Genomic DNA, 18,797 nt, shown 5'->3' with positions numbered 1-18,797 from the left:
AGGTGCGGTCTCGCCAGCTCGTACAGGGGGATGCCGACGCCGCGGTCCGACATCAGCTCCTGCAGGACCTGCTGTCGGGCCTGGTCGTTGGGGGCCCGCAGGATCCGGTCGTAGGGGGCCCTGTCGCGGATGACGTACCCGTCGATCGCCCCCTGCTGGTCCTGCGGCAGCATCTCGAACGCGTGGGGGTTGCGGTCGGGGTCGTCGAGGTACGTCGCGCCGTAGGCCTGTCCGTCCTCGTCGCTGTCGAAGCGTCGGACGCCGTCTGCGCCGATGGTGCCCGGGCGATGGTCACCGCTGCTGGGCCCGGCCTGCGTTCCGGCTCCGGACTCGGAGTCGGACGCGATGTCTGGCGCCCAGCCCATGTCGTCCGACCGTGGGCTTTGGGCTGGGGCGGGGCTGTCGGCCGTGAAGTCCGAGTCGGACATCCCGTCCTGGTCGTCGGGGGTCGGGTCCGCGGCCGACACCTCGTCGCTGTCGGTGCGGGCAGAGCCGCCCTCGCCGACGAATCCCGGGAGATCGTCGACGTCGGTGGAAGGCGAGGACTGGTCACCACCACTGTCCGGCTCGGGCGGAAGGACGGTGGCGTCGAGGTGGACGATCCTGTCGCTCCCGGTGCCCTCGGTCCGGACGCCCGTGATCCGGTATCGGGTGTCGCGCGGTAGGAGCAGCGTGCGGGTGTTGCCCGGGGCGCCGGTGTGGCCGCCCAGCCAGAGGCCGTGCGTTCCGCTGGGAAGGGTCAGGTGGAGCTGGAACGGGTGGCGGGGCCAGCCGGGCGTCTCGACCCCCGTGCCCAGGGAGGTCGACAGGAAGGTCGGATCGTTGCGGATCGAACCCACGAGCCTGTCGAGGTCGTTCGGATCGTACCCGGTCATGAAGGAGATGTCGCGCAGGCCCTGGTGAACGGTCAGGGGCTCGGGCAGCCGGTTGCCGCGGACCGCCTCATCCATGAGGCGGGCGCGGTCGAGGATGTCGCCGACCGTGGGGAAGCGGCCGAAGGAGTCGCTCAACCGTCCGGCGGCTCCTGCCTGGTGCAACCAGTAGGCGAGTCGCCTCTCCCGCTCGGTGGGGGCGAAGCCCGTGATGTCGCGGACGAGGACCTGCTGCGTGTTCGTGAGCTCGTGGCGCCGGTCGAAGGCGCTCTGGATGTCGGCCACCGTCGGCCTGCGCATGTCCGGACCCGTCAGCTCGTACAGGACGAACCCCTGGCCGCTGTTCGAGTACAGCTCCTCCAGGATCCGCTGTCGGCTCTGGTCGTCCGGGGCCCGCAGGATGCGGTCGTAGGGGGTGCTGGTGTGGTGGGCGTATCCGTCGATCGCGGCCCGTCGGTCGGCGGGCAGGTTCGGGTAGGCGTGGGGGTTGGTGTCGGGGTCGCCGAGAACGTACCTGCCGTACTCCTCCGCTTCCTCGTCGGTGGCGAAGCGTCGGACGCCGTCCTCGCCGACGGTGCCCGGACGGTGGTCGACGTCGACGGGGCCTTCCTGTGCGGCGGATCCGGCTCGGGAGTCGGGGTCGGGCGCGGGCGTCGCGTCCGGTGCCCAGTCCATGACTCCCGAGTCAGGAGACGGCGCGGGGCTCCGGGCCGGGGCGGAGGCGGTGGCCGCCGAGTCCGTGTCGGACGAGCCGAAGTCGGGTTCGGGGCCGGAGGGGAAGACCGGGTCCCAGTGCGAGCCGTCCGTGACCGGCGACAGCGGAGGGTCGTCATCGGTCTTCGGTTCGGGGGGCAGGACGGTGGCGTCGATGTGGACGGTTCTGTCGCTTCCGGTGCCCTCGGTCCGGACGCCCGTGATCCGGTACCGGGTGCCGCGCGGCAGGAGCAGTTCGCGGTCGTCCGCGGAGGATTCGGTGTAGCCGTTCAGCCAGAGGCCGTGCGTTCCGTCGGGCAGGGTCAGGTGGAGCTGGAAGGGGGTGTGTCCGGAGTCCGGCGCTCGTCCTCGCACACCCAGGGAGGTCGACAGGAACGCGGAGTCGGTCTGGACCGTCCCCACGAGCGCGTTCAGGTCGTTCGGGTCGTACCCGGTCATGAAGTCGACCGTGTGCAGCCCGCGATGAGCGAGCAGGGGTTCGGGCAGCGGGTTGCGACCGATCGCCTCGTCGATGAGGCGGACGCGGTCGAGGATGTCGCCGACCGTGGGGAAGCGGCCGAAGGAGTCGCTCAACCGGCCCGCGTAGCCCGCCCGCCGCCTCCAGTGGTCGAGGCGCTGTTCCCGCGCTCCGGGAGCGTGCCCCATGATGTCGTCGACCACGGCCCTCTGCGCCTCGGTCAGGTCGTCGCGCCGAGCGTGGGCTCCGGTGACGTCCGCCATCGTCGGCGGTCGCAGGAGTGGTCCCGTCAACTCGTACAGGGCGAAGCCCGGCCCGCCGTTCGAGCGCACCTCCGCCAGGACCAGCTGTCGGCTCCAGTGGTCCGGGGCCCGCAGGACGCGGTTGTAGGGGTCGCGGTCGGGATCGGTGTATCCCTCGATCGCGGTCCGCTGGTCGGCGGGCAGGTTCGGGTAGGCGTGGGGGTTGGTGTCGGGGTCGTCGAGGAACTCCTCGCCGTACTCCTCGGCCTCCTCATTGGTGGCGAAGCGTCGGACGCCGTCCTCGCCGACCCTGCCCGGGCGGTCGTCATCGGTCTTCGGTTCGGGGGGCAGGACGGTGGCGTCGATGTGGACGGTTCTGTCGTCTCCGGTGCCCTCGGTCCGGACGCCCGTGATCCGGTACCGGATGTCGCGCGGCAGGAGCAGTTCGCGGGCGTCGGCCGAGGATCCGGTGTAGCCGTTCAGCCAGAGGCCGTGCGTTCCGTCGGGCAGGGTCAGGTGGAGTTGGAAGGGCGCGCGCTCCGATCCGGGTGCCTGTGCTCCCGCTCCCAGGGAGGTCGACAGGAACGCGGAGTCGGTCTGGACCGTCCCCACGAGCGCGTTCAGGTCGTTCGGGTCGTACCCGGTCATGAAGTCGACCGTGTGCAGTCCCCGGTGGGTGGTCAGGGGTTCGGGCAGCGGGTTGCCGGCGATCACCCGGTCGATGAGGCGGACGCGGTCGAGGATGTCGCCGACCGTGGGGAAGCGGCCGTAGGAGTCGCTCAACCGGCCCGCGTAGCCCGCCCGTCGCCTCCAGCGGGCCAGACCCGACGGGGGGTCCGCGGCGTTCACGATGCTCTCGACGAGGTCCCGCTGCGTGTTCGTGAGCTCGTGGCGCCGGTCGAAGGCGCTCTGGATGTCGGCCATCGTCGGCGGTCGCAGGCCCGGTCCCGTCAGCTCGTACAGGGCGAAGCCCGGTCTCCCGTCCGCGCGCAGGTCCTGCAGGATCCGCTGTCGGCTCCGGTGGTCCGGGGCCCGCAGGATCCGGTTGTAGAGGTCCCGGTCGGGGTGGGCGTACCTGTCGATCGCGGTCCGCTGGTCGGCGGGCAGGTTCGGGTAGGCGTGGGGGTTGGTGTCGGGGTCGTCGAGGAACTCCTCGCCGTACTCCTCGGCCTCCTCGTCGGTGGCGAAGCGTCGGACGCCGTCCTCGCCGACGGTGCCCGGACGGTGGTCGACGTCGACGGGGCCTTCCTGTGCGGCGGATCCGGCTCGGGAGTCGGTGTCGGGTGCGGGCGTCGCGTCCGGTGCCCAGTCCATGGCTCCCGCGCCCGGGGACGGGGCCGGGCTCCGGACCGCGGTGGACGCGGCGGAGGAGGCAGGCTGATCCGCGGCCAGGCCGTCGGCGTCCTGGTTCGTGACCGGCGCGCCGTCACCGGCGTCGTCGTGGGTGGAGGCGTCCTCGCCGACGGTGTCCGGGGGATTGTCGACGTCGACGGAGGGGGAGGGCCGGTCGCCACCGGTGTCCGGCTCGTGCGGCAGGACGGTGGCGTCGATGTGGAGGGTTCTGTCGGCTCCGGTGCCCTCGGTCCGGACGCCCGTGATCCGGTACCGGGTGCCGCGCGGCAGGAGCAGCCCGCGAGCGTCGGCCCGGGTGTCGGCGCGGTCGCCCAGCCACAGGCCGTGCGTTCCGTCGGGCAGGGTCAGGTGGAACTGGAAGGGCGCGCGCTCCGACCCGGGTACCCGCGCTCCCGCTCCCAGGGAGGTTGGTGGGTAGCCCCGTTCGGTCTGGACCGTCCCCACGAGCGAATCCGGGTCGTCCGGGTCGTACCCGGTCAGGAGGGAGATGTCGTGCACGTCCCACCGGACGAGCAGGGGCTCGGGCAGCGGATTGCGACCGATCGCCTCATCGATGAGGCTGACGCGCTGAGCGATGTCCTCGAGTGTGGGGAAGCGACCGAACGCATCGATCAACCGAGCGGCGCCTCCCGCCTGGTCCCTCCAGTGGGTGAGTGCCTCAAGGGGGTCGGAAGCGCTCAGGATGGCGTCGACGAAGCTCTGCTGAGCCAGTGTCAGCTCGTCGGACCGGCCGGCCGCGACGCCGATGTCCCACATCGTCGGTGTGCGCGGGTCCGGCCCCGTCAGCTCGTACAGGGGGAAGCTCCAGCCGCGGTCCGAGCTCAGCTCCTGCAGTATCCGCTGTCGGGTCTGGTCGTCCGGGGCCCGCAGGAGCCGGTCGTAGGGGATCCTGTCGGGGTCGGTGTACCCGTCGATCGCTCGCCGGTGGTCCTCGGGCAGGTTCGGGTAGGAGTGGGGGTTCGTGTCGGGATCACCGAGAATCCTGTCACCGTAGGACAGTCCCTCCCCGTCGGTGGCGAAGCGTCGGACGCCGTCCCCGCCGATCGTGCCCGGACGGTCGTCGACGTCGACGGGTCCTTCCTGGTCGACGGCTCCGGGTCGGGAGTCGGTGTCGGACGGGATGTCCAGCGCCCAGTCCATGGCGCCCGGGGACGGTGTGAGGCCCGGGTCCGGGGTCTGGTCCGGTCTCTGGGCCGGAGCGGGATCGGTGGCCATCCAGTCCAGGTCGGGTAGGGGCAGGTCGTCGCTGTCCCACAGCCCCGGCTCGGGCGTGAAGGCCGACATGACGGTCACGTCGGGCGGCAACGGGCGCGAGGTGTCACTCGCTGTGCGCGGAAGGGCCGGGGCGAGGAGCCCGTTGGGGTCCAGGAGCCGCTTGGGGTCCAGCTCCGGCAGCGTGAACGGCGGCTTGATGAGGCCGAACACGTCCAGCGGCCCGTCCGGGGGCGCGGTCGTGCTCTCGGGGGGATGGGCGCCGTTCCGGGTGTCGTCGACGTCGACGTCTCCGAGCGACCGGTCGACGCCGTCGCCGTCGCGCGCCCCGGCCGGAGGTGCGCCCCGCCCCGTACCACCGCGTGAACCGTCACCGGAACCGCGCCCGGCACCGGTGCCGCGTCCGTCATCCTGACCGTTGTCGTGGTCGCTGACGGTGCGGTCGGGGTCGCCGTCCTCCAGGGGGTGGGCGGAAGAGGGGGAATGGCCGCCGCCGACGTGGGCCGGGGGCGATACCAGGACCTCTGCTTCGATGTGGATCTTGCCGTCGTCGTCCTGGGTGACCCCGGTGATCCGGTAGCTGGTGTTCCGTGGCAGGAGCAGTTCCCGCTGTTCGGGGGCGGTGCTGTTTCCGCCCAGCCACAGCCCCCTGGTCCCGGCGGGAAGGGTGAGGTGGAGATGGACCGGCCAACGGGGCATGCCGATGATCGCGGCCCCGTCTCCGAGGGAGGTGGAGAGGTAGCCCGCTTCCGTCTGCACGGTTCCCACGAGCGCCTGTGGGTCGTCCGGGTCGAAGCCGTCCATGAAGTTGACTCCCCAGAGACCTCGGTGCGCCTCCAGGGGTTCAGGCAGGTAACTGGCGTCGAGCGCCTGGTCGATGAGGGAGATCCGGTCGTAGAGGTCCTGGAGGGTGGGGAAGTGTCCGAACGAGTCGACCAGGTGCCCAGCGCGTCCAGCGTCGTCCCGCAGATCGGCGAGCGTCCTGTCGGGATCCCCGGAAGTCAGGATGTCGACGATCATGTTTCGCTGGTCCGGGGTCAGACCGGGACGCCCGTAGGCGTCCTGGATGTCCTGGAGCGTCGGAGGCCGCAGCGGCCATCCTGACAGCTCGTACAGGGGAAAGCCGTCTCCGTCGTCGTCGTACCAGTCCTCCAGCAGCTCCTCCCGGGCGTCGTCGTCCCGGGCCCTGAGCACGTCGTTGTACGGCCAGCTGCTGGTGGTGTAGGCGAGGACGGCACGCTGCTGCTCGACCGTTCGGGTCCGGAACGCGTTGCGGTTCCACCGCGGGTCGTCGAGGAACTGGTCGCCGTATCTCGCGCCCTCCAGGAACGAGGAGAATCGCCGGATCCCGTCCGCTCCGACGGTGCCCGGGATCTGGGCAGGGCCGGAGCGGGGTGTGAAGACCGGCATGGCCATGAGGTCGCCGGTCGCCCCCGACTCGGGTCGAGGCGCGGCCGGGAGTCCTCCCTCGCCGTCGCGGGGAGTCGAGCGCCAGTCGGCGGGCGGTGTCCATCCGTCCGGCACGACCTCGGCCTCGACCACCCAGTGGTCGTTGTCGTAGAGCTCGTCAGGCACCTGTCGGACGTCGTGGACGACGAACGTGGTCCCGCGCCGCAGCACCGCGTCGGGCCCGTCCCCCGGGTGAGGATCGGAGGAGCCCGCGGTGTTGAGCGCGGGGAAGCCCTCGGGGACCCTGATCACCACGTCGACGGGGTTGCGGTGGTCCAGCGGCGGGGCCGTGGTGGTCGCGGTGACGTATCCGGGCTCGGTGAAGGTCCGTCCGATCAGGCCGCGCATCGACTCCGGATCGGCGGGGGAGGCTCCCAGCCGTTCGGCGAACGAGCTGTTCGTGCGGTGGTTGAGCACGACCGGTTCGGAGACGCTTGACTGGGCGATCAGCGAGTCGAGGGTCTCTGCGGTGGTGCGTGTGTCCCCGGTGTCGGTTCCGTTGCGCAGCGCGTCGTTGACGGTGGTGTCGCCGCCGGGTGCGGTGAAGTCGCTGACGGCGGTTGTCTGCTCGTCGGTCAGGGTGGTCGGTGGTAGGACCTGGGACAGGTCCGCGGGACCGTCCAGGGCGCGGCCGTCGCGCATGCCCTGGGGCCGGACGCCCTCACCCCAGGCGGGGGGCGGCGCCCACACCGTGGTCGGCGCCTGCTCCATCCCTTGGACGGACGGCTGGTCAGTGCCGTCGACCGTGGTGGTGGGCGCGCTGTCCGGGAACGGCATCTGGAGCAGACCGTTGGGGTCGAAGGGCCGTTTGGTGTCCAGGTCGAAGGTCGCGGTCGGCTCCTTCGGATCCAGACCGGTCAGCCACGACGGAGGCTTGAGCGGGCCGAGCAGGTCCGCCAGGGTGTCCGCCGGTCGGGTCGCGCGCTCGGTGGCCGCGCCGCCCGTGTCGCCGAGCGGCCGGTCGACGTCGTCGTCCCGCGTGTCAGGAGGCGGGGGAGCACCCTGACCGCGTCCTCTTCCCGCGGCGGAACCGCCGCCCGTGCCACGCCCGGCCCCGGCGCCGTTGCCGCGACCGCCGCCCCGACCACTGGCGGAGGCGTCACCGCGCCCGTCGTTCCGGTCGCCGGTGGCGGTGTCGGTCGATCCCGCGGTCTGTTCCCCACCCTGGCCGGGAGAGGTGAACACGGGCATGGCGGTGACGTCGGTCGGGGTCCATCCGTCCGGCACGATCTCGAGCTCGATCGCCCAGTGCCGGAGACCGTACTGGTCGGGCTCCAGCTCTCGGACACTGTGGATGAGGTACGTGGTGTCCCGGCGGAGAATGACCTCGTGCTCGTCGCGGTTCGTGACACCGGGGACGTCCATCGCGTTCAGCGCGGGGTAGCCCCGCGGCACCCTGACGGAGAGTTGGATGCGCCGTTCGGGGTGGATCGGCTGATGCGACATGGCGGCGGACCCGTAACCCGGATCGGTGAACGTCCGACCGACCAGCGCCATCATGTCGTCGGGGGAGCTCGGTGAGGTGTCGAGCGCCTCGGGCAGGGTGTCGATGCTCCGCTGGAGCAGGATCGGCTCGGGGGGCGAGGAGCGCTCCAGTACCCCGTCCAGGTGGCGTACCGCCTCCCGCATACTCGACGTGGCACGCTCCGGCGTGACCCCCGAACGCAGCTCGTCGTTGATGACGTAGCTGCCCTCGGCCGTGTAGTACCGGACGTAGGCCCGCTCCGTCTCGTTCATCTCCGGCGTGGGCATGTGCCGCGTCAGGTACGCCGCGGAGCCCTCGGAGGTGTCGAACGTCCGCGCCCCCGCCATGCCCTCGGGGCCCAGGCCCTGGCCCCAGGCGGGCGGCGCGGGCCACCCCCGCGTGGACGGGGTGAAGACGGCCATGACGGTCGGGTCGGTCAGGTGCGACACGTCAGTGCGCGGCGGACGGACGGTACTGGCGTCCGAACCGTCGCTGTCACTCGCGGCGTCCTGGTCCCCGTCGTCCCCGTCCGAGGCTCGGACGGCACCGGACGAGGTGCTGAGTTCGATGCCGGGGTCGGCGGCACGGCGCTCCCCGGCCCCCTGGTTCGCGGGCGCGTCGTCGGAGGTCGGCCGGTCTCCGGCCTCCTCGTCCCCCGCCTGCTTCGCCTTCCGTGACCGCTCGCGCAGCTCGTCGGCCTCGTCCAGGCGTTGTCGCGCCTGCCGTTCGAGGTTGCGCGCGTCGTCGGTGAGTGTGGCGACCTCGTTCCGGGCGTCGCGGAGCTCGGCGCTTCGGGTGTCGAGCTCGTCCCGGGCGTCCGTGAGCCGGTCCCTCAGGGAGTCCCGCTCGTCCCGGGCGTTGGCGAACCGTTGCTCGGCCTCGCCCAGAGCGGTTTGGAGACCGGCGGCCGTCGCGGCGCGGTCCCGCGCGCGCTGGTCGGCCGCCGCGGCGCTCTCTTGGGCGCTGTCGCGCAGGTCGCGAAGCTCGGCGGCGGCCCGCTGCTGGTCGTCCCGGTGCCCGGCGGCCTCGTCGGCCCGCGCGCGTCGTTCCTCCGCCCGTTCGAGCAGTTCCTGGACGTGTTCCCCGGCCCGGGCATCGTCCCGCTCCCGGGCGTCGAGACCGTCGGCACTCCGCTCGATCTCGTCGCGGGCCTCGTTCAGCCGCCGGTCCGCGCCGTCGGCCGTGTCCCTCAGCCGCTGAACGGCTTCGGCTGAGGGGACGTTCTCCGCGCCCTGGCCATCGGCGGACGCGGCGGCCGCCGCCTCGTAGGCGCCACGGGCTTCCCGGGCCGCGTTCTCCACCTCGGGCAGACGCGCGCGGAGGCCGTTCAGCGCTCGCTCGGCCGCGGCCGTCTCGTGCCGACGTTCCTCCAGGCCGTGTGCGGCGTCGGCGTACTCGTCGTCCGCCCTCTCCGCGTCCTCACCGGCCCTTTCGGCGTCGGTCCGTGCGGCGTCGGCGGCGGACTTCTGAGTCTCGTACCTTCTGCCGAGACCGGTCGCCTCGTCGGCCGCCTCCCGGGCCTTCGCCGCGGCGTCGGCGGCGGCCCGGCGGGCCGCGTCGGTCTGGACGCGGAGTTGGTCGAGTTCCCCGCCAGCGGACTGGAAGTCCCTCTCAGCGGACGGAAGGTCGTGGTCCCGGAGCTGAGCCACAGCCCCCTGGAGGCTGCGCACGTCGGTCGCCGCCTGGTCGGCCCGGCCCTGGGCGGCCAGGATCTCGGCTCGGACGTTCTCGGCCTGACCGAACAGGTCCGCGGCCTCGTCGCGGAGGTGCTGTTCCTCGGTATCGCGCAGGCGCTGCTCCTGGGCCGCGCTGTCCCGGGACGCCCGGTCGTCGCCGGTCGTCGCCTGGTCGCTGTCGGTGGCCGCCCGGTCGTCGCCTGTGGTCGCCGGGCCGGGCGACGGCGTGGACTCGGGGTTCAGCGTCGATCGGAACCTGTTGGCGAGGCTCGGGTCCCCCTCGGCGGCGGTGTCCGCCGTGTCCTCGACGGATTCGGTGACGGGTGCCGGGGACCGGGTGTCGTCGCTTCGTTCGGGGGCCTTGCCCTTGATGTCGGGGACGTCCTCCGGGGATTCGGTGATGGGGGGCAGGGGCCCGGCGCCGTCGATCCACGCGGGGGCCTTTCCCTTCCCTTTCCCCTTGCCCTGGAAGTCGGGGATGACCATATCGCGCGGGTCCCTGACGACCCGGCGGACCTCGTTGAGGGTCTTCACCCAATGGTCGATGGCGTCGTTGAAGGCGCTCAGAGCCTGGTCGTAGTCGGCTTTCCGTTCGTCGTACCGCTGCTGGGCGGCGTCGCGGTCCCGGCCGCTGACCACCTCCTCGGCGAGGGCCTCCAGCGGGCGGCGGGCCTCGTAGTAGGCCTCCTCGGCCTGGGCGAACCGATCGCGCGCCAGGTCGAGTTCGCGCACCACCGGCTTCAGGTCCTCGGCCCGGTCACGGGTGAGGATGCCCAACCCGATCGCGTCCTCCTCGGAGACCCACCCGGAGACGCGGGTGGAGGTCTCCCCGAGCTGCCAGCGTGCCGGAGGCGAGGAACGGTCGCCGAACCATCCGCGCACCTTGGAGAAGGCGGAGTCACGCAGTTTCGACGTGGCGCCGATGGCCCACCTGGTGTCGAACTCGACCAGGTAGGCGTTGCCCTGCCGGAGCCTGTCGGACTCGGGGTAGCGCTTGATCGGCTGGTTGGCGCCGCGGTGCTCGCTGTTGGTGCGGGAGGAACTGGGGGCGGGGCCGCTCCCGGTGTAGATCCCCTGGTGGTTGTCGTAGTCGTGGGCGGCCTCGGTACTCATCCCCATGGGGCGCACCGCGTTCGCACTGCCGTCGATGGTGGAGGAGACCTCCCGGGTGGTGCCCTGGCCGCCACCGTGGGAGAGGTTGTCGCTGATCCTGGCGGCGGGGATGATGTCCAGGACCGTGGGGGCGGACATGTCGGGTAGTGCCTTGACACTCCAGTCGGTGCGTCCGATGCTCAGCAGCCGCACGCCGTCGTCGTCGCGGGAGGCGCTGGGGTACAGGCCCTGGAGGGCGAGGTTGTCCAGGCTGTGGTCGATGGCGTCGTGGCGGGTGTCGAGCTTGAGCTCCTTGGCGACGTGGGCACGGGCGTCGGCGATGGCGTGCGGTGTGTAGGCCCCGTCCCGCACGGCGTCGGCGGGTGGGGTCCAGCCGAGCGACTTGGCGACGACGATGTGGGCGGTGTCCCGAATCGACTGGCCTGAACCCTGTACCCCGGTCGGGAGAATGACCGTGTCGTGGGTGGGAGGGATCTGGTCCGGAGCGGCCTCGCGTGTGTCCCTCGCCCAGCTGCGCATCATGTCGTCGAGTGAGGCGTGCGGGGTGTCGTCGGGGTGTTCGGGAGCGGTGGTGGGCGCCGGGGAGGCCTCCTGGTCACCCGGTCCCCGCGCCGGGCCGGCACCGGAGGGGCCGGCCTGCGCGGTGGAACCGTCCGATTCCGTGGGGGAGGGGCTGGCCTGGGGCGGGGGAGTGGAGACCAGGTAGGAGAACGGGAAGACGGTCTCGATCTGCCCCGCCCCACCGCGACCCGTGAAGGTGGAGCGTCCGCTTCCCCCGCGAAGGGGATTGCGGTTGCCGCCCTGGTTCCGATCCGTCTCGGGGGTGCCGTCCTGGTTCTGGCCGGTCTCGGCGTCGCCGACCTTCAGGGTGAGGGTGAGGTCGATGTCCTGGACGAGCTTCGCGAACGGGGTCGGCCATTCGAGCTCGACCGTGCGGGACACCGAGTCCGAGACGTTCGTGCTCTGGCGGGTGCCCGACCCTCCGGACAGCCCGGCTTGGGGGGCCACGAACAGCAGGCGGCTCCCCGGTTGGTCGTCGGGGCCGCTCCGGTCCCCGTCGTAGCCGGTCGGCTGGAGCAGGGTGCCGTCCATGCCCGCCGTGCGCGAGGTGGCGCTGCTGCGGCCCCGGCCGTCGGCTTCGGTCCAGGTCCGCGACTCGATGTAGTCGCTCGCGTAGCTGACGTACTCGGTGCGGGTCGCGGTCGTACGCAGGTCCACGTACATCGTGGCGTCGGTGGCCGTGTGCACGGGCTGCCCGATCGGGCGCACGCGCACCGGAACCGGTACCGCCTTGACGGACTGTTCGCCCGGCCGCGTGGTGGCGGACTGGTGACCCAGCTGGGTGGTGAGCGCGTGCAGGATCTGCTCGCGGCTGTGGCCGGTCAACTCCATTCCGTCGCGCGCGAGGTCGTCGGTGAGGTTCTGCAGGGCGGCGCCGGGGTCGAAGGGCCGCATCTGCCGACCGAGGTGTTCCAAACCGGGGCCGGCCGACCAGCCCTCGGGCTTTTTCGGGTTCGGCTGGGAACCGAGCTCGGGGCCCTGGTCGGTGTCGGTCACGGCGTCGTGGACCAGGTTCAGCGCGAAGGCGTCGTTGGCGTGCACGTACCCCGAGAACAGGTCGCTCACCGGGACGTGCCAGCCGCGGTACTGGCTGCTCCACGGAAGGGTGGGGCCGATGCTCCAGTTCTTCAGGAACTCGACGGCCTGGGTGAGGTGACCCGAACCTCGGAACGCGTAGGACCACGCGACCTTCGGGAGGAGGAACGTGTAGGAGGAGAAACTGTTCGAGTGCGTCCTGGACGAGGAGGTGCTGGAGGGGGTGAAACCGAAGGAGGGGCCCCAGACCGGGATGGGGCGGATCGCCTCGCTGGGTAGGGAGTTGTCCGTGCCCGCCGGGTTGGGGTTCTCGGTGATACCCGCTCCGGTCCGCAGCGACCACTTCCTGGTGGTGGAGTCGTTGGTGGCCAGACCGATCTCGGTGACACCGGTCCACCAGATCTGCGTGTCCATCGAGACGAAGTCGTGGACCGCGTCGAACTCGACCTTGGTCGCGATGATCGCGCGGATGTCGTGCGGGGAGAACAAGCCGCCGCTCATCTCCTGGCGCGTGCGTGACCCCGTCGGTGTGATCGCGCTCGGGTCGGTGGCCAGGTGCATCCCCGACAGGCGGTTCTCGAACAGTTCCCGGGCGCTTGCCCTGCCCTGGAGGTAGTGCTCGAGCTTGCGGCTGTAGCCCGTGTGCAGGCCGCTGCGCGTGGTGGAGAAGGTGTCGTAGGTGCGCTGGAGCAGATCGGGGTGGTTCGGACCGCCGTCCAGGTTGGTGTTGACGTGCTCGATGGTGGCGCCGTGTCGGAGGATCTCCCGGGCCCGACGCTGGGGGAGGGGGAGCGGGGCGCTCTGGTCCTGTGGAGCGGTCGAGGGCCCGGGCACCGGCTGGTCGGGGACGAACCCGCCACGGATGATCTCGCGCGCCTGTTCGGGCGTGAGCGGTGCGGGGTCCGCGGGAGGCGGAGGCGGCGTCGCCCCCGCGGACCGGGCCGGGCGCGCCTTGGGGGTGGCCAGGACCATCGTCGTGTCCAGCCCCTCGCCCAACAGCGGCAGACCGCGTTCGCGCAACGGCGGCGCGTCGCCGCGGACCAGACCGACGTCGTCGTGCTCGTACAGGCGGGCGTGGAACCTGGTGTCGGAGGTCCACACGTCGCTGCCGCCGTAGTCCATGGTCCCGTCGGCGCTGGTGTGGGCGACGTTCTGGCGGACGGCGTGGTTCGCACCACGGGACACCGTGGTCGAGACCGAGGGGGCGCCCCAGCGGGCGGGGACGCCGCGGGCGTCGGATCCGGTGCCCTGTCGGGTGTTCATACCCACGGTGCCGGTGAGGCTGTGCGTGTGGCCGTGGCTGTCCGATCGACCCAGCCCGGAGGTGCCGTAGACCTTCCCGCCCGTGCTGATGCCGGACTCGGAGCTGTGGCGCAGCGGACCGACGTCGGCGAAGACGCGCAGAGTCACCACGTCCGGGCGCAGGCCCTCCTTGAGCGTGGCCGTTGACGGGAGGTCGATGGTGGCGGTCTCGGTCAGGTGGACGGTGAGGCCGTTCCTGGTCAGGTCGTCACGTGAGCCCTTCATGCTGGACTCGGAGAGGGCGTCCAGGATCCGCATCGTGTTCTCACGCGCGGTGTCGTGGTCGCGGCGCAGCCCGGTGTGTTCGCGTGGAGAGCGGTCGAAGTAGGGGGCGTCGGCGTTGCCGGGGCGGCGGGCGTAGGCGCCTCGGGAACGGGCCAGTTCCGGGATGACCAGGCCGGGGCGGTGGTGGGCGATGCCGGTGAGGATCCGGTGGCCCAGTTCCTCGTAGACCGTGCGGTCGTGGTCGCGCCCGGAGTCGGCGGCGTCCTCGCCCGTGGTGGTCTGCCCGGTCGTCGGGGTGTTCGCGGAGGGCCAGTCGAATCCCCGGATGTCGGCTCCGCTCAGATCCCGGGGGCGGTCGACACGCAGGTTGCTGAAGGGCGGTACCCGAGGCTCGGAGGCGTTCTGTCCGGAATCGCGGGTCGCGTCGCCGGCGCCGCCTCGGGCGGTCGTGGCCTGCCTCTCTATCGCCTGGGCGTCCTCCGTGGCCAGGATCTCGGACGAGGTGCCGTGGAAGTGGTGGGTCCGGGCGTCACCCTCGAACTGGAGGTAGTAGTCGCGTTCGACGCCGTAGGCCGCGTACTCGGTCCCATGCGTGTAGGACCTGGACATGGCGGTCTGCTCGCGCGTGGTGGTGGAGTTGGAGCCCGTGGAGAAGGCGTACTCCACGAACGGGGCGTCCAACCGGATGCTGCGGCCGTTGGGCAGTTCGGCGTGGATGCCGAACCCGCCGCCGCCGGTGCCGCTGGCTCCGGTGCTGCGGTTGAGTGAGATGGAGGTGCTCTTGGTGGAGCTGTGGTAGTGCAGGAGTTCCAGCACCGGTGGTGCGTGGTCCTTGCGGTGGTACGCGGTGGGCACACTCCACAGCTTCATGATCTGCTCGCCGCCCTCGGGCGTGAAGATGCGGATGCTGGCCGGGGTGTTGCCGATCTGCGGCAGGAGGTCCTGCATCTGGTCGGGGTGGAAGAGCCGCTCGACGTTGTGGCGGAACTCGTCGATTCGCTCCCGGCGTCGCTTGGCTCCACCGGGGAGGTGTTCGTTGAGCCACGTGGCCAAGCCCAACGTGTGGCTGTTGAGCAGGTAGTCGGCGACCCACGGCCCCAGCTCGGTGTGGTGGGAGCCGTCGCCGGTGGTACCGGCGTCGCCGGGGACGAGGGTGATATCACCGACCTGGAGGGGGTGCCCCGCTCCGCTGCCGGGAAGATTCAGGGCCGGACGCGGCCGCTGCCCGGAGGGCGGGGTGGGGCCGGAGTGCAGCTGGATGTGATCGGGTGCGTCGGTGTTGGTGGTGACCGCTCCCGGTGAGGTGATCACCAGACCGTTGGTCGAGCGGGCTCGACGGGTGTGGGGGGCGGGGGAGGGGGCCGACTGCGTGTTCTCGGCCCCGCTGGTCCGCCGGGGCGCCGACGGCGGCGTGACCGTCAGCTCCATGTCCAGGTCGGCGGCGTAGAGATGGGGCGGAGCGAGCTGCCAGATCTCGGTGTCGGAGCTGGCGGTCCTGGAGGCGCCGTGACTGGTGGTGCGTACTCCGGTGCCGAACCGGCCGCCGACGGAGACCAGCGGGCCCGCGTGGGGTCCGCCGGCGATGTCGGCCACGTAGAGCGGATTGACGGTGAACTTCGTCCCCACGGACTTGTTCCCGCCGCGCGAGCCGCCGTCACTGGCGTTGACACCGCTTCCCGAGGCCCACATCCGCAGGAACTTGGATTCACTGCCTTCATCCGGGGGGTCGGTGGGGACCTGGTAGAAGTGGTCGGACAGGGTCAGGGACAGGTGGGCCGACCATGTCCCGTCGTCGCCTTGGACCTGTACGGGATGTCCGCCGGGGGCGAGGAAGGGACGCGGGCCGAAGCGTTCGAAGAGCTCCGCGAACGCGTCCATGAACCGCTGTCGGCCCTGGTCGTCGAGGTCGGGCACCTCGTTGAGGGCGGCGTCGACGAAGGTGTCGACGTTCTCCGCGGTGACCATGTGCGGGCCGTACAGATTGGTCGTGGTCAGGTAGCCCAGGTCGTAGGAGGTCCCGGACCGGTCCGGGGTGAAGGTGCCCTCGTACTCGGTTCGGGGTGGGGGCGGAGGCGGTGTTCCGTCGGCCGGGTTGGGTGCGGACTGGGTCTGGTCGTGGCCCTGGTCCTGGGTCTGGGTGGTGTCCTCGGGCGGGGGCGCCTGGCGGTCGGGCGTCGGTCTGGTCTGGTCCCGGTCGGTGTCCGCGTCCCCGGGCGGGGGCGCCTGGCGGTCGGGCGTCGTCGTGGTCCGGTCCTGGGTGGGCTGGGCGTGGTCCGACGCCTCGGAGGCGGTGGCCACCCGCCGGGGCGGCGCGGGCGCCGAGTCCGCGGTGTCGTGGCCGTCCGCGTCGCGGCTCGTCGTCGGAACGGCCGCCGGAGGCCGCGGGTTCGGCTGCTGCTCCTGCTGCCCCTGCTGCCCCGGGGGAGTGGTGCGGGTCGCGGGTTGCGTTCCCGGGTTCTGCTGTTGGGCCGTGGACTGCTGGTTCCCGGGCTGTCGGGTCGCGGACTGCTGGGCCGTGTTGCCCTGACCGGTGACCGGGGCCGTGCCCGTGGTCGCCTGGGTGGCGGGGGGCGCGTTCTCGTCGGCCGCGGTGTCCGCGGGCGGGTCGATCGTGATCTCGGGGACGGCGAAGACCTGGAGGTCGTCGACCATCCACGAGAGGGGAGACCGGGGGAGCGCGAGGTCGGCCTTGGGGTCGAGGAAGCCGAGATCGGGGGTGAGGAGGGATTCCTTGGGGTCGAGGAGGCCGAAGGGTGACAACGGGGGCGCGAACGGCGCCGGGGCGTCGCCCGTGCGCTCCGCGTCGGTGGACTCGTACAGGTCGCCGAGGGGCCAGTCGACGTCCGCGCCGGACTCCGTGGTGTTCCGGTCGTCATCGGACCGGGCAGGAGCCTCGGACGCGGCGGACGGGGTCTCGTCCTCGGGTGCCCGGGTCGATTCGCCCGCGTCGCCGACCTGAGCCGGTCCGGTCTCACCGGCCGGGGCGGTCCGGTCGGAGGCGTCCCGGTCGTTGGCCTGGCCCCGCGCGGCCGTGTCGGTCGGTGTGCCCCGGTCGTCGCCTTCGACCTGCGTGGCTTCGCCGGCCGGGGCGGTCCGGTCGGCGGATCCGGTCTCGGGGGCGGTGATGAGTTCGGACGAGAAGGGGGAGACGTAGGGGTTGTCGCTCGACGACACCTCCGCCGGGTTCGGCACGTCCTCCTGCGCGGCCGCCGGGTCCCTCCCGGCGCCGGAGGCGTCCGCGACGCTGTTGGGGCTGGCCGTGCCGTCAGCACCCGCTCGGCCGCCCGAGCCCCCGGTGGCGCCGCTGCCGTTCGCACCCCCGCGGTCACCGGTGCTCCCGGACACGTCGGTGCCGCGTGTACCCGTGGCGTCGTCGCTCCCGGAGTCGCGGGTCTCCTCGCCTCGCCCGGTGGCCTCGTTCGTGTCGTCGGCCCCGTCCCCGACGAGGGTCTCCGCGTCGCTGTCGGCCCCGTCCCCGACCAGGGTCTCCGCGTCGCTGTCGTTTCCGCCCCCACGGCCGTCCGACGCGCCGTCGTTCCCGGGACCACGACCGTCAGCACCGCCGCGGCCGTTCGAACCGCCGTCCTTGTCGGAGTCCCGGTTCGATCCGTCCTCGTCGGTCGCGCCGGTGTCCGTGACGACGTCGTCCGACGCGCTGCCGGTCGTGTCACCGGAGGACGTCGCCGGCGGAGCGGTGAGCGGCGGCGGCAGGTCGGGGCCGCCGCGCACCGAGTCGATGCCCGCGACGGAGGCGTCCGTCACCACCGTCTGCGTCGTCGCCTGGCTGGCGCCCGCGCTGGCGGAGAACCCGGAGGCCTTCCAGTCGCCTTCCATGGCCGCACTGGACACGCCCTCGCCGAGGTAGCCCTCCAGTGCCCCGGTGGCCGCGCCCAGACCCAGGTTCTGGGCGTAGGCGCCCTTTCCGGTACGGAGGTCGCTGAGGCCCTTGGAGAGCGTGTTGGGAACCGTGTCGGCGAGGTGGTCCCGGACCGAGGACGGAAGCGAGTCCCCCAGCGCCTGCCTCAGGTGCGTGGACAGGTGGGGACTGGACCAGTTCTTGGCGAAGGCGTCGGCGTAGTCGTCGCCCAGTTTCCTCGCGGCCGTCGAGCCCAGTTCGTCGCCGAAGTGGCGCTCGAACAGGTCGGCGAAGTCGTTGCGCAGGTTCGCGGCGCTGACGTCGTTGGCCCAGCTGCCGATTCCGGGCACGTCGCCCTGCTTGTAGGGGACGCCGAGTTCGTCGCTGTGCCGTGTGAACACCGAGGCCAGGTCATTGTTGAGCCCCCCGCCCGGCGGTGGCTCGACGTCCGGACCCGGCTCCGGCTTGGGGGTGGTGACCGGCGGCGCGTCCTCCGGTCCCGCTTTCGGGTTGGTGACCGGCGGCGGGTCCGGGAGGTCGTCGAGGTCGAGCAGGTTCTTGTTGATGACCTTCGTGACCTGGCCGCCGAGCAGGACGTCGATCCCGCCCGACAGGCCCGCGGAGATCAGCCCCTCGAAGACGGCGCCGATGTGCGCGCCCTTGGTCAGGTCGTGGTCCCACCCGTCGCGCGTGCCCTTGTCGATCTGGATCCGCTGGATGATGCTGTCCATGCTCGCGAAGATCTGCGAGATGACCAGGTGGCTGGGGACGGTGAGCAGGAACCAGGCGAGGATGCGGCGCATGGCCAGGCTGCGGATCGCCTTGAAGATGGGGATCCACTTCAGGGAGGCGCCGAACGTCCAGTAGGCGGAGGCGATCGCCCAGGCGATCTCCACGATCAGCTGGATCAGTTGGCCGAGGATCATCATGGCCATGTACTCGGCGTTCGCACTGGCCTTGCGCAGGAGGCCCGACATCTGGGCCGAGATCTCCCCGACCTTGCCGACGTAGTTGTTCTCTCCGGTGGTGAACTGGGAGACCGACCGGTCGAAGTAGTTCGCCGCCTGACCGGAGAAGTCGGCGCGCACCTTGCGGCGCACCATCTCCAGGTGGTCCATGAGCTCCTGGGTGACGCGGTGCCCGACGGTGTCGTGGAGATCGGCCAGGGCGTTCAGACGGGGCGGGCTGGCCGAGGGCAGGACGATCCCCACGAGCGTCGCGAGTGTGTACCGCCACCCGTTGCTCATGTCGTGGTCGAACGGCAC

1 protein-coding gene (only partly in view) is annotated in these 18,797 nt (G+C 71.8%); it reads right to left on the bottom strand.

The annotated features are described in order from the left end of the window. A protein-coding gene (locus KIK06_RS08895; RefSeq protein WP_268642755.1) for an ADP-ribosyltransferase crosses the window boundary here: on the bottom strand, window positions 1-18,797 show its 5' portion. The gene continues 8,356 nt to the left of window position 1, outside the view; the window shows 18,797 of its 27,153 coding nt (coding positions 1-18,797); its start codon is at window positions 18,795-18,797; its stop codon lies off the left edge, out of view.

It is taken from the genome of Nocardiopsis sp. EMB25 (assembly GCF_026797795.1).
GTDB classification, from domain to species: domain Bacteria; phylum Actinomycetota; class Actinomycetes; order Streptosporangiales; family Streptosporangiaceae; genus Nocardiopsis; species Nocardiopsis lucentensis.
The sequence above is the reverse complement of the archived record's forward strand: the minus strand, read 5'-3'. Positions and strand labels throughout refer to the sequence as shown.